At 43.1% G+C, this 13,047-nt stretch carries 11 protein-coding genes; 2 read left to right on the top strand and 9 right to left on the bottom strand.

Going from position 1 to position 13,047, the window contains the following annotated elements; all coding sequences use genetic code 11:
* The first annotated feature begins 342 nt into the window (after window positions 1-342).
* Window positions 343-2,568, top strand: a complete 2,226-nt coding sequence (locus C5Z25_RS11105; protein ID WP_105452645.1) for an ATP-dependent Clp protease ATP-binding subunit — start codon at window positions 343-345, stop codon at window positions 2,566-2,568.
* Between the two features lie 57 nt (window positions 2,569-2,625).
* On the opposite strand, the gene C5Z25_RS11100 is transcribed toward C5Z25_RS11105, so the two are convergent.
* From C5Z25_RS11100 to C5Z25_RS11085, 4 genes are all read right to left on the bottom strand, one after another.
* Window positions 2,626-3,888 carry an ISL3 family transposase gene (locus tag C5Z25_RS11100; RefSeq protein ID WP_105452889.1) on the bottom strand — a complete coding sequence of 421 codons (1,263 nt, stop codon included), beginning with the start codon at window positions 3,886-3,888 and terminating at the stop codon, window positions 2,626-2,628.
* A 197-nt stretch (window positions 3,889-4,085) separates the two neighbouring features.
* Window positions 4,086-5,009, bottom strand: coding sequence for a ribonuclease H family protein (locus C5Z25_RS11095; protein ID WP_105452644.1), 924 nt, complete (start codon window positions 5,007-5,009; stop codon window positions 4,086-4,088).
* 114 nt (window positions 5,010-5,123) lie between these two features.
* A complete protein-coding gene (locus tag C5Z25_RS11090; RefSeq protein ID WP_105452643.1) occupies window positions 5,124-5,366 on the bottom strand; it encodes a CsbD family protein in 243 nt (80 codons plus the stop codon).
* A 115-nt stretch (window positions 5,367-5,481) separates the two neighbouring features.
* Window positions 5,482-6,375, bottom strand: coding sequence for an SDR family oxidoreductase (locus C5Z25_RS11085; RefSeq protein ID WP_105452642.1), 894 nt, complete (start codon window positions 6,373-6,375; stop codon window positions 5,482-5,484).
* A 115-nt stretch (window positions 6,376-6,490) separates the two neighbouring features.
* Here C5Z25_RS11085 and C5Z25_RS11080 point away from each other — a divergent pair, with 115 nt between their 5' ends.
* A complete protein-coding gene (locus C5Z25_RS11080) occupies window positions 6,491-7,102 on the top strand; it encodes a TetR/AcrR family transcriptional regulator (protein WP_105452641.1) in 612 nt (203 codons plus the stop codon).
* Window positions 7,103-7,162: 60 nt separating this feature from the next.
* On the opposite strand, the gene C5Z25_RS11075 is transcribed toward C5Z25_RS11080, so the two are convergent.
* The 5 genes from C5Z25_RS11075 to C5Z25_RS11055 all read right to left on the bottom strand — a co-directional run bounded on the left by C5Z25_RS11075 (window position 7,163) and on the right by C5Z25_RS11055 (window position 12,997).
* A complete protein-coding gene (locus tag C5Z25_RS11075; RefSeq protein WP_105448157.1) occupies window positions 7,163-8,122 on the bottom strand; it encodes an ABC transporter ATP-binding protein in 960 nt (319 codons plus the stop codon).
* A gap of 5 nt (window positions 8,123-8,127) precedes the next feature.
* Window positions 8,128-9,204, bottom strand: coding sequence for an ABC transporter ATP-binding protein (locus tag C5Z25_RS11070; RefSeq protein ID WP_105448156.1), 1,077 nt, complete (start codon window positions 9,202-9,204; stop codon window positions 8,128-8,130).
* A 15-nt stretch (window positions 9,205-9,219) separates the two neighbouring features.
* Window positions 9,220-10,254: an ABC transporter permease gene (locus C5Z25_RS11065; RefSeq protein ID WP_105452640.1), complete on the bottom strand. Its 1,035-nt coding sequence runs from the start codon at window positions 10,252-10,254 to the stop codon at window positions 9,220-9,222.
* 3 nt (window positions 10,255-10,257) lie between these two features.
* On the bottom strand, window positions 10,258-11,187 hold the full coding sequence (gene opp3b / locus C5Z25_RS11060; RefSeq protein ID WP_105452639.1) for an oligopeptide ABC transporter permease: 930 nt from the start codon (window positions 11,185-11,187) through the stop codon (window positions 10,258-10,260).
* Window positions 11,188-11,344: 157 nt separating this feature from the next.
* Window positions 11,345-12,997, bottom strand: coding sequence for a peptide ABC transporter substrate-binding protein (locus C5Z25_RS11055; RefSeq protein WP_105452638.1), 1,653 nt, complete (start codon window positions 12,995-12,997; stop codon window positions 11,345-11,347).
* Between the last annotated feature and the right edge of the window lie 50 nt (window positions 12,998-13,047).

Raw genomic sequence — 13,047 nt, 5'->3', positions numbered from 1 at the left:
TGCAAAACTAACACTTTGTACTATAATATAATTAGTTTGCCAGTACAACGGCTGGTCTAATCAGAAGTTTAATATACAACTGATTTCTGTGAATGACAAGCCTTTTGACTAGAACCAAAAAAGACTTCAGAAATAATTAAATTGATTGGCTCAGTAACTCGATTAGTATTACGAAACCTGGTTGCAAGCCTGTCTTGCTCGTCAAGACTTTTGAGTTGCATCACGGTTAAAAATCATTATACTAATAGTCAAAGGTCAGCAAAGGTCAAACAGCTTTTGAACCTTTAATTAAATTGAACCTAAATTTAGTTATATTTCTGATATGAAAGGTGTGACAGCAAAATGCTTTGTGACAACTGCCATAAGAACGAAGCGACGATTCATTTATATACGAACGTCAACGGTCAGCGGCGACAAATTAATCTTTGTCAGAATTGCTATCAACTACTAAAGAATCAGGAACAGCATCCAAATAACGGAGTTGGAGGTACTGATATGGCACAAGATCCATTTGGTTTTGGCGGTCTTGACGACATTTTCCGCGCAATGCAAGGCGGTGGCGTCACCCCCGATGATACGACGAGTCGGCAACAACCGACGCAACCTGCTGGGCCAACTAATGGTGGTAACCGACGTGGTAACAATAACGGCGGCGGCCTCTTAGGGCAATATGGCTACAACTTGACGGAACAAGCCAAGCAAGGCAAAGTCGATCCAGTCATCGGTCGGGATAACGAAATCAACCGCGTCATCGAGATTTTGAACCGGCGGACGAAGAATAACCCGGTCTTAATCGGTGAAGCTGGGGTTGGTAAGACGGCGGTCGTCGAAGGCCTCGCACAGAAGATCGTTTCGGGACAAGTTCCCCAAAAACTATTAAATAAAGAAATTATTCGGTTGGACGTGGCATCACTTGTTCAAGGCACCGGTATCCGGGGTCAATTTGAACAACGGATGCAACAACTCATGAAAGAAGTTCAGGATAATCCGAATATCGTGCTTTTCATTGATGAAATCCACGAAATTATGGGTGCCGGTAACGCTGAAGGCGGCATGGACGCGGGTAACGTGTTGAAGCCGGCATTAGCCCGGGGTGACTTCCAATTAGTTGGGGCCACAACCTTAAACGAATACCGCGATATCGAAAAAGATGCCGCCCTCGCCCGGCGGTTCCAACCAGTAACGGTTGATGAACCTAGCGTCGACGAATCCATCAAGATTTTACAAGGGATTCAAAAGAAATATGAAGACTATCATCACGTCACCTATAACGCTGATGCGATTGTCGCAGCGGTCAAGCTATCAAACCGGTATATTCAGGATCGTTTCTTACCGGATAAGGCGATTGACTTGCTTGATGAAGCTGGCTCACGCAAGAACTTAACCTTGAAGACGGTTGATCCTCAAACCATTCAAGAAAAGATCGATGCCGCTGAAAAGCAAAAGCAAGATGCTTTGAAAAAGGAAGATTATGAAAAAGCAGCCTACTATCGTGACCAAGTAGCCAAGTTAGAAAAGGCCAAACCAGACGACAATGCTAAAGCTGACAGTGCCGATGCAGCAGTGGTCACCGTGGCTGATATGCAACAAATCGTTGAAGAAAAGACCGATATTCCAGTTGGCGAATTACAAGCAAAGGAACAGGCTCAAATGAAGACCTTAGCGGCTGATTTGGAAGCCAACGTGATTGGACAAAATCCAGCAGTTGAAGCCGTTTCCCGGGCCATTCGGCGTAATCGAATCGGCTTGAACGGTACTGGTCGGCCAATTGGCTCCTTCATGTTTGTCGGCCCTACTGGGGTTGGTAAGACTGAATTAGCCAAACAACTCGCTAATGAACTCTTTGGTTCAGCGGATGCAATGATTCGCTTTGACATGAGTGAGTATATGGAACCCCATTCAGTGGCTAAGCTGATTGGGTCACCACCTGGCTATGTTGGCTATGAAGAAGCCGGTCAATTGACAGAACAAGTTCGGCGTCATCCGTATAGCTTGATTTTATTAGATGAAATTGAAAAAGCCCATCCGGATGTCATGCACATGTTCTTACAAATCTTAGATGATGGCCGCTTGACCGACTCACAAGGTCGCACGGTCAGCTTCAAGGATACGATTATCATTATGACGTCAAACGCTGGGACTGGCGATGCTGAAGCTAATGTTGGTTTCGGTGCCGCTGCTCAGGGCAAGACGCATGATATTATTGACCGCTTAACCCAATACTTCAAGCCAGAATTCTTAAACCGGTTTGATGATATTATCCAATTCAATGCCCTTTCCAAGGAAAACTTGATGAAGATTGTGGCCTTGATGATTGATGATGTCAACGGCATGCTTGCCAACCAAGACTTGCATGTCCATGTCACTGAACCAGTGCAAGAAAAATTAGTCGATCTTGGCTACAACCCACAAATGGGTGCTCGGCCATTACGGCGCGTTATTCAAGAACAGATTGAAGATCGGATTGCCGACTTCTACTTGGATCACGGCGATGTTAAAAACATGGTTGCCAAAGTTGAAGATGGTAAGATTACATTGGCGGCGGAAGAACCCAAAGCTACTAAATAAAGTATTTAAAAACGGTTCTTTGTCAACCGGTGTTGATGAGGAAAATTGGGGTTCAATTCATTTACGAATTGGGCTTCTTTTTTTTATTTTTATTTTGAATTCAATCTGTATTCTATAATTAAAATTCATCCAGTTTCGGTAGCCATAAGCTGTTCGTTTTATTTGTTTGATTTTACGATTAACACCCTCGATGGGCCCATTTGAGAGTGAACATTCCGTCATGTTTTTAATAAATTGCTTATTCTTGATAAAGGTCTTAATCGTTTGTAAGAGCTGAGGACTAACGTTCTCAACTCTACCTAAAGCTTCAATAAATGCGACATAGTTTCGACTACGAATGGCCTCGACTAATTCGTGAGCTGAATAATAAGTGTTCGCAAATTCTTCATTCAGATCCAGTCCCTCCAGGATTAGTTGTTCCTGAGTTAGATGGTCTTTTAAATGCGAAAACCATTGTGGTTTATCTTTTTCAAGTTTTGAATAATCTTTGAGATAGAGCCGCCAGTAATACTTAAGCACGCGGTATTCACGAGTGTCTGGGGCAAATCTTTTCATCAATTGAACACGAGTCTGGTTTAAGGATCGTAAGACCATTTGAACTAAATGAAAGTTGTCGGCGACAACTTTGGCGTTAGGGAAAATACTGTGCATAATGGTGTAATAGTTTGCGTTAAAATCCATCACAACCTGGGTCACTTGCTGGCGATTTTTCAAGGAGTAATGATTTAAGAAGAATGCCTTAATCTCTTTAGTTCTACGTCCTGGAAGAATGGCAATGAGGTCGTGTTTCTGTGCATCAATAGCGATGAAACTCATTTGTTTCCCGGTAGAACGGAATTCATCGATGCATAAAGTAGTTGGTAGACCATCATAGGCTGGTCTAGTTTGTTTCCCCAAAGCAACTAATTGACGACTGACAGTATTAGTTGATACATTGTACTCTGCGGCAATATTGACCATTGTGCGGTCTTCTGTTAGTGCTGTAGTAATACGGTGCTTAACATGTTGAGAAATCTGATGTTGCTTGGCCACTACGGGGGTTTGGGCAAGTAGGCTATGACCGCAAGCCCGACAGAGAAAGCGTTGCTTACGTAAAATTAACAATGCCGTTCGCTCGCTGATGTTGGAAATTCTGATATTAACCGTTTTAAAACCATTTCGAACGATTTCGTGTTGCCCACAACGTGGGCAAACACTAATTGAATAGGAAAGATCCGCGTAAATCCGTAAAGCATCCCGGCTATTATCTTGAATTTTAAAATTAGTTATATTTTGGTCTTTAATTTGTAGAAGAATTCTTGTAGACTGGTCTTGAGACATATTAATCTTCTCGCTTTCAATTAGTTTTCGTCGACTTGATTGTAGCACGTAGAGGTGGTATGCCTCTTTTTTTTTACAAAAATGGTGTCGATGGATTTCTCCATCAACACCAAATATCATAGAACCTTAAAAACGCGTCATTAGCCGTTAAGGCCAATGGCGCGTTTTTTGTTAAGATGCTAGTTATGGCAGACGTTTTACTTTTCAGTTTGGTCTGCTTTCCAATTGTCGACAATTGTTGTCATTGCGGATACTGATTGTTGTTTTTGTTGGTCATTAACTGGGTGCGATGCAGCTGCCGACTTAGTTGTTATTCGTGAGGATTTAGCCGGTGTGGCCGTTTTTGCAAGTAAATCTCCCTGCCCATCATTAGGGCTCGTCGGGGTTAACTTGACCGTCGCATTTTGAACAGAAATTGGTTGTCCCGCCTTCATTTGGTCCATCGTCGTATTCAATAACTGATCGACCGCATTATTGCCACTAGTATTGGCATGTCCCTTAACCCATTTAAATTCCAAGTGCTTAAAGGTCTGTAACTGCTGATAAACAGCCTGCCAAAGTTCAGCGTTGATCAGTTCACCTTTAGCTCGCCGCCAGCCGTGTTGCCGCCAACTTGTTAGCCACCCCTTTTGAATGGCATCTAAGACGTATTTTGAGTCCATAATCACTAAGATTGTTGCAGTCGTTTTATTTAACTTTGTTAGCCGATCAAGTGCTTGTAACAAAGCCATGATTTCCATCCGGTTATTGGTGGCCCCCCACTCGCCACCAGTCCCCGTTAATTGCTCATCGGCAGTTTGAATCTGATACGCCCAAGCTGATTTGTCGGTCGAACGCACTTGGCCTCCTTGGACATTCCCAGTATTTCGATTACCACCATCCGTATAAACGGTAATCTCACTTTTTTTAGCCGCACTCACTTTTAAACTGGTTTTAACCGCTTTGACCGACTTAGTTGGCGTTGCTTGACCGTGCAGATACGCTTCGGCTTCGGCGCGGGTCACAAATCCTTTGTATTGGGCACCGCTATAGCCGTTAATCTGCTGCTGACACGCCGCCCAAGTCTGATAAATCCCCGTTTTATAACCGGCACGAACTACATAAAATTGTTTTTTTGCCATTATAATCCCAACTTTCTGATAACTAGTAAGTTTTATTATACCGCGATTCGTCATTAATTAGGCAGCAAAAAAATACGGTTAACATCTGAAGAAAGATGTTAACCGTAGCTGACATTACTGCTGCGCCGCTTGCCAACGACTCAATTGCTGTTTGACATGGCCGCGCCCTTCACGCCAATTACCACGCAATTTAGTTTTGGTATCCCCATTCAGGCTACCTTTAACTTGTTCCGCTTTACCTAAAAGCTCGTCGTCCAAGCCATGAGCTTGAGCTTCCAGTCGTTCCTTATTGCGAAACAGCCAATAAACCCCACTACCACCTAGCACAAAACCAATGATTATCAGTAATTTCTTCATGAGGTGCCCTCCTAGTTGGCTAGTAACATCACTTGCTTGTCATTTACTATACTAAAATCAGTATGACATTTCAAAGGATATGCTTATCGTTAATATAACATTAATCCGTATGAAGTTAAGCTTGCTGATGATAGACTTTTGCAAATTCAGTCGCAAAATCAGTTAGCTTGGTTGGACCTAAAATTGGTTGCTGGGCATGAAAATCTGCATAAAATTCTTGATCATGGTCGCGTTCAAAGGCCATCATTTTAACATATTGCGCGACAAAATTGCTGGTGTCGTGAGCATTCGTTAAGCGGTCCAACAGCTGTTCATCACTAATCAGGACCGCTTTCAAATCCGGCATTCCAATCGCTTGGCCCAATATCTGAGCAATTTCAGCATAGCTTTTTTCATCACTAGCGACGTATTGAACCGTGGGGGCAGTGACCGGTGTCGTTAAAGCTTGGCTGACTACTGGTACAATATCGCGCGGTGCGACCCATGAGCCCGGTTTATCCACCCGACTAGTGGTATAAATCGCATGAGCTTGTCGAATGGACGCCAAGCTTCCAAACAAATTATAGAACATCCCAGTTGGACGAATGAACGTTAATTGTACGTCTGGTAAGCCTTGGCTTAAAGCAGTTTCGATAATCTGATAAATATGCAAAGCCCCGACTTCCGGACCTAAGTTCGCACCCACACTGCTTAAATTAACGACTTTTTTAACCCCAGCAGCTTGAACTGCTTTTACATACACTGCAGCCTGCTGTTGACCAGCTTTAAAAATATCCCCACTATTAGTTCCAGTAATCATTAAATAAACCGTATCGGCTCCCTTAAAGGTGGCCGTGAGAAACTGACTGTCGGCAATACTACCAATAGCTGGCGTCGCACCTAGCGCTTTAATATCAGCAGCACGCTTAGGATTATGACTAATCACGGTGACTTGATGTCCGGCTTGGACTAGTTGTGTCGCAACCGGTTTACTGATATGACCCAATGATCCAGTTAATACAATTTTCATAATGAACACTCCTTAAAATATAGACTTATCTTTAATGCACATTTATTATAAGAGATAGACTTATCTCTTGTCAACTGTTAAACTTAACGTAACCTAATTTCGGAGGGTTCAATTAATGAAAGTTAAAGATAATCAAAAATATGATCGCCTGATTCAAGCCGCAATCCAAGTACTAGCTACGGACGGGTTAGCCCGCTTTTCAACAACAAAAGTCGCCAAGCTAGCTAAAATTCCACAATCCAACTTATATATTTACTTTAAAAATAAACAAAGTTTGTTAAATGCGACCTACCAAGTAGCGGTCCATCAAATGAGCGTTGCCGTCGTCGCCAACTTTACCCCGTCAATGCCCCTCCTAGACCAAATCAGTGCCAGCATTACGGGCCTTTATCACTTTGCGCTGGTCCAACCAGCTGCGGTCACGGCCATTCAATTATTGATTGATGATGTTCACTTCAAGCAACAAGCTCAGCTCAAACAAACCGACAGCGAAAATCAACAAATCCAAACCCTACTACGACAAGGGGTCGACCAACAATTACTACAACCAGTGGCACTTAACCTACTGCGCTACTTTTTAACACGCCCCGTCTTTCATTACGCTGAAGGCATAAGAGCGGGACAATATGCCGAGACCCCAGCCACTTTAGCAGCATTAACAACCATGGTTATGGGTGCAATCTTACGGCCAACGGTTTATCTAGATTGGCTACAGACGCAAAAATAAATTGACGCCATAAAAAAACCGCCGAGCTAATTTGCTCAACGGTTTTTGAAAATACACACACTAATCAGAAGTCACTAAACCTGCTTTAATCGCCCGTTCAGTATACATTGGAATTTCATCTTCACTGGCCCGGACAAAGTGCCCTGGCGCAATTTCGACCATCCGCCGCTTTTTATCATCCATTTCACGGGAATCATCATATGGCACTTGCTTCCGATTCCGTTCAAATTCAGGATCTGGCACTGGAACAGCTGAAATCAAGCTTTTGGTATAGGCATGCAACGGATGGGTATAGACTTCATCCGCGGGACCGATTTCGAGAATCTTCCCGTAATGCATCACCCCAATACGATCGCTGATATATTTAACCATAGATAAATCATGGGCAATAAATAAGTAAGTCAAATTGTGCTTCACTTGTAATTCTTTCATCAAGTTAACCACTTGGGCTTGGATTGACACATCTAAGGCCGAGATTGGTTCATCCGCAATGATAAATTTCGGTTCGACCGCTAAAGCCCGGGCAATCCCGATTCGTTGGCGTTGCCCACCGGAGAATTCATGTGGATAACGACTAGAATGGTCCTTATTTAAGCCCACGGTTTCCAACAAGTCTTCCACTTGTTTCGTCCGGTCGGCGTCATCTTTGGCAAGACCATGAATATCAATCCCCTCGGCCACGATATCTTTGACCTTCATCCGGGGATTCAAGGAGGCATATGGATCTTGGAAAATCATCTGCATATTACGCCGAAAAGCATGCTTTTCCGCCTTAGTATGCAACTTAGAAACATCTTGACCATCAAAGAGAATCTGACCATCAGTTGGTTCATATAAGTGGATGATAGAACGACCAGTGGTGGTCTTACCGGAACCAGATTCACCAACTAACCCGAACGTTTCGCCTTCATAAATATCAAAGGAGACGTCATCAACCGCCCGAACTTCGTCTTTTTTGCCAACATTAAAATATTGCTTCAAATGATGGACTTCTAGAATTTTTTTGCGTTCATCTGGCATCATGATTACTCCTTCGTTGCTTTCTTAATCGGTGGTTCTGGTCGTTGCATTGTCGCAAATTTCTTTTGCCGCCGAACAATTTCAGCCGGTGGTGTTACTTTAGGGGCATCGGGATGTAATAACCACGTCGCCGCATAATGCGTATCAGATACTTTGAAGAACGGTGGTTCTTGTTCCGTATCAATCTTCATCGCATAGTCACTCCGGGCCGCAAAGGCATCACCAACAGGTGGTTCCAATAAATCCGGTGGTGTCCCAGGAATCGCTTGTAACGAGCCACTGTCCGTATCCAACGTTGGCATCGAGTTCAACAGGCCCCAAGTATAGGGATGTTGCGGATTGAAGAAGATTTCATCAACCGTCCCATATTCCACAATTTTCCCAGCATACATAACTGCAACGCGGTCCGCCATCCCAGCAACGACACCTAAATCATGAGTGATAAAAATAATTGACGTATCAATTCGATTTTGTAAATCCTTCATCAAATCCAAGATTTGTGCTTGAATGGTGACATCTAAAGCGGTCGTTGGTTCATCGGCAATCAAGACTTCGGGGTAACAAACCAAGGCGATGGCAATCACTATCCGTTGGCGCATCCCACCGGAGAATTGATACGGATAATCATTAATCCGACCTTCAGGATTGGTAATCCCGACTAATTTTAGCATCTCCAAGGCTTGCGCAATGGCTTCTTTTTTCTTCAACCCTTTATGCTTCATTAATGGTTCTGCAATTTGCATCCCAATTCGCATCGTTGGGTCCAATGACGTCATTGGATCTTGGAAAATCATCGCGATATCTTTACCACGAATATGTTGCATTTCTTTTTCAGACTTTTTAATAATATCTTCGCCGTGAAACATAATACTGCCGCCTTTTACTTCGGCATTTGGTGCTAGTAACCCCATCAATGACCGGGTGGTAACTGACTTACCAGAACCGGATTCACCAACAATGGCTAATGTTTCACCTTTACGTAAATCAAAGCTGACATCACGAATCGCTTTAACCTCACCTGCATAGGTGTGGAAATCAATTTTTAAATGACGAACTTCAATGACATTTTCAGGATTTTCCATGTTGTTGCCACCCCCCTATCGTTTCGATTTCGGATCAAATGCATCCCGCATACCATCGCCTAATAAGTTAAAGGCCAGCATCAAGACAATCAAGACGATTGCTGGATACCACATCTGGTATGGTAGGAATTGGAAGTTCTTTTGACCATCAGAGATCAAAGTCCCTAATGACGCTTGTGGCGAACTAATCCCAATCCCAATGTAACTCAAGAACGCTTCAAAGAAGATCGCATTTGGAATCGTAAACATCGTTTGAATAATGATGATACTTGATAGGTTTGGCAACAAGTGTTTCCAAGCAATCTTAGTTGAAGACTCACCCAACGTTCGCGCTGCCAAAATAAAATCTTGGTTTTTCAATTGTAACGTCTGTGCTCGAGTTAGGCGGGCCATCGTCGTCCAGTTAATTAATGCTAAGGCCGCAATGATTGAGGCCATCCCCGTTTTTTGGAAAGCGGTCGCCATCAAAACCATCACAACTAGCGCGGGAATGGACGAGAGGATTTCAATAATACGCTGCATAAACAAATCCACGCGCCCACCACGCCAACCGGAGAATATCCCGAATCCGACCCCAATGGTCAAATCAATCAGCGTCGCAATTAAAGCAATTTCCAACGAAACTCGGGTCCCATACATAATCCGTGCCAATAAGTCACGACCTAAATAGTCGGTCCCTAAGAGGTAATGGACGTTGGAACTCGCGCCGGCTTGCTTATAGGCATCCACATCTTCACCTGATTGGGTAATATGCCCGTTCAAGCCATGAATGCTGACACCCGGAATCTTCGGTGGCAAGTTCGCATACTTCGGTGATTGATCATTTGGATTGTGATGATAGACCGTTTGCCCAGCAAAAGCCATCAAGAAAAGTAGGATTAAGACGATAAAACTGGTAAAAGCCGTTTTATTCGACTTAAGCCGCCGCCAAACATCTTGCCCGAACGTTAAAGAAGGTGCAGCGATTTTTTCATTATCAGGCCCGGCCTGCTTATCTAATGGTTCAAAAGCCCCGGGCTTAATTTCAACATCATTTACATTATCTGCCATGAACTAGTCTCCATTTCCACTTAATCGAATCCGCGGATCAATGATGCCGTAGACGATATCAGTCAATAATAATAACAAGCAAAGTAAAGCGGAATAGAAAATCGTCACACCCATGATGGTTGGGTAGTCATTGACCAGGATTGATTTGACAAATTGTTCCCCAATCCCTGGAACCGAGAAGATATTTTCAACAACCATCGACCCAGTCATCAGAGCGGCGGCAAGTGGCCCAATTAAGGTAACCATTGGAATCAAACTGTTCCGCAACGCATGATGATAAACAATGCCAAACTTGGAAAGACCCTTTGCCTTAGCTAATTCAATATAATCTGAGCTCAAAACATCCACCATATCAGTTCGAATGAAACGGGCGGTTTCGGCTAACGGACTGGCCGCTAACGCTAAGGTTGGCAAGACAGTATATGCAAAGCCCTCCCAACCAGCAACTGGGAACAAGTTTAGCTTTAAGCCCAGGTAATATTGCAATAGAATCGCCAAAACGAAACTTGGTACTGCAATCCCTAAGATTGACACTACTGTTGCTAAACGGTCCGCCCAAGTATCTTTACGAATGGCCCCAATAGCCCCAAGGATAATCCCAAAGACAACCCCAACAACCATCGCTTGCCCACCGAGTTGCATGGAAGGCCCCATCCGACTACCAATCAAGTAGCTAACGGCTTGATCACTAAATTGGAAGGATAGACCGAGACTACCTTTAAAAATACCGCCAATATAAACCAGATATTGTAACCAGACCGGCTTATCTAAGCCATACTGCGCTAAAATCGACGCTTTTTCACTAGCAGTCAACTTGGCTTCATTTTGTAGCGGCGTTCCGGGCATTAGCTTCATCAGGAAGAACGTGGCCGTAGCCACAATGAATAATGTCAGGAACAAGTAAAATATCCGCTTTAAGAGATACTTTCTCATTAAAATTCCTCGCATTCTATTAAATTAGCCTTAAAAAATAATGACATATTTGATTATAAAACAAAATGGTAAGGATTAACAATATGTCAACCCTTACCCCTTTCGTTTCACATTCGTTAAGTTGAAACACACACACTAATGACGATATCTTTCGGTTCTACTTAACGTACATGTACTTGTAGTTATATTGTGAACCCGCGGTATTGTAGATGATGCCCTTCAAGTTGGTCCGCATCAAGTGCGCTTCCGTCTTTTGATAGATTGGTGCAATCCCTTGATCCGTCATCAATTGCTTTTCAGCAGTGACCATGTCATTCCAACGAGTCGTGGTATCGTTAGCATCTTTGCCCTCAGCATTGTTAACCGCTGTATCGTAGGCAGCACTGTTGTAACGACCATTGTTATATGAGTTGTCAGAAGTGAAGAGTGACAAGAATGAGATTGGATCAGTAAAGTCGGCATTCCATGCAGAGATTACAGTATCAAAGTCGCCATTTTGTGACCGTTGTAAACGTGTCTTGAATGGCACATTTTGGTTGGTAACCTTAATCTTAGATGAAAGTTTCTGCCACTGACCTTGTAAGTACTCAGTCGACTTCTTACCACCGTCAGTATCATCAGAAAGTAATTTAATGTTTAAGCTAGATTCCCCGACTTCTTTAAGCCCTTCATTAAGTAACTTACGGGCCTTCGTCATGTTGTATTCAACACCACTAGCAACATAGGCATCATCCGCAAAGTCTTTCTTATTAGTTGGACTCTTAGCTAAATCAGATGAAACATAACCCTTAGCAGCCGTTGAGCCATCAGCCAAGACATCATTGACGAATTGCTTCCGACTGATTGCCATTGACAAGGCTTGACGAATCTTCTTATTCTTGAAGGCCTTAGCTAAAGCTTTATTACTATCGTTTTGGTTGAATTCAACATAGAATGTTGAGGCACTCTTACGGGCAATAAAGTTCTTGTTGTTCTTGTAACTCTTAACTTGGGTCCCAGAAAGGGTAATATCATCAACCTTGTTTGAGTTGAACAAGTTCAAACCAGTTGAAGCATCCTTAACAACTTGGAACTTCAGGCTGCTCATCTTAACGTTCTTAGCATCCCAGTAATCCTTGTTCTTATTCAAGGTCCAAGTTAAGTTGGTCCCTTTCCAGCCAGTCATCTTGTAAGGACCATTGTAGACCATTGCTGAACTTGTAGTCCCATACTTAGAGCCATATTGCTTAACGGCTTTTTCGTTTTGTGGGAAGAAGTTAACAAAGCCCATTAATTTCTTAAAGTATGAGATTGGTTTATCCAACGTAACGGTTAACTTGTAATCGCCGTCTGCTTTAATCCCCAAGGTTGAAACATCTTTTTTACCGGCCACGATTTGGTCAGCATTCTTGATACCTGAATATAAGTATGCGTATTGTGACGCAGTTTTTGGATTAACAGTTCGTTGCCAACCATAAACGAAATCTTTAGCGGTAACTTTGTCGCCATTGCTCCATTTGGCGTTCTTTCGTAACGTGAACGTATATGTTTTACCATCTTTGGAAACGGTCGTTGATTTAGCAATCCCAGGTGTGATCTTACTATCTTTGCCCAACCGGTATAACCCTTCATTGGTGTTATTCAACATGTTGGAACTAACCACATCAGTTGATTTTGATAAATCCATCGTTGGCAATTCGGCCGATTCAGTAATCGTCGCGGTCTGCTTACTTGATGTTGATGATGAGTTACTCTTTGAACCGCACGCTGCCAAGAACAACAAGGATGCCCCGGCAACGACAGTTACTTTAGCAGCTGTCTTTAAATTCATAAAACCCCAACCCCTCTGACTTTTAATGTTGTGTGTGTGCTTTTCCCTCG

The sequence above is a fragment of the Lactobacillus sp. CBA3605 genome, from assembly GCF_002970915.1.
Lineage (GTDB): Bacteria > Bacillota > Bacilli > Lactobacillales > Lactobacillaceae > Lactiplantibacillus.
Note: the sequence above shows the minus strand (reverse complement) of the source record. Positions and strands in the feature narration are given on the sequence as shown.

Bases quoted from the DNA above. Each gene is read 5' to 3' on its own strand.
- C5Z25_RS11065 (WP_105452640.1), bottom strand. From the start codon at position 10,254: ATGGCAGATAATGTAAATGATGTTGAAATTAAGCCCGGGGCTTTTGAA.
- C5Z25_RS11095 (WP_105452644.1), bottom strand. From the start codon at position 5,009: ATGGCAAAAAAACAATTTTATGTAGTTCGTGCCGGTTATAAAACGGGG.
- C5Z25_RS11105 (WP_105452645.1), top strand. From the start codon at position 343: ATGCTTTGTGACAACTGCCATAAGAACGAAGCGACGATTCATTTATAT.
- C5Z25_RS11100 (WP_105452889.1), bottom strand. From the start codon at position 3,888: ATGTCTCAAGACCAGTCTACAAGAATTCTTCTACAAATTAAAGACCAA.
- C5Z25_RS11080 (WP_105452641.1), top strand. From the start codon at position 6,491: ATGAAAGTTAAAGATAATCAAAAATATGATCGCCTGATTCAAGCCGCA.
- C5Z25_RS11085 (WP_105452642.1), bottom strand. From the start codon at position 6,375: ATGAAAATTGTATTAACTGGATCATTGGGTCATATCAGTAAACCGGTT.
- C5Z25_RS11070 (WP_105448156.1), bottom strand. From the start codon at position 9,204: ATGGAAAATCCTGAAAATGTCATTGAAGTTCGTCATTTAAAAATTGAT.
- C5Z25_RS11075 (WP_105448157.1), bottom strand. From the start codon at position 8,122: ATGCCAGATGAACGCAAAAAAATTCTAGAAGTCCATCATTTGAAGCAA.
- C5Z25_RS11090 (WP_105452643.1), bottom strand. From the start codon at position 5,366: ATGAAGAAATTACTGATAATCATTGGTTTTGTGCTAGGTGGTAGTGGG.
- opp3b (WP_105452639.1), bottom strand. From the start codon at position 11,187: ATGAGAAAGTATCTCTTAAAGCGGATATTTTACTTGTTCCTGACATTA.
- C5Z25_RS11055 (WP_105452638.1), bottom strand. From the start codon at position 12,997: ATGAATTTAAAGACAGCTGCTAAAGTAACTGTCGTTGCCGGGGCATCC.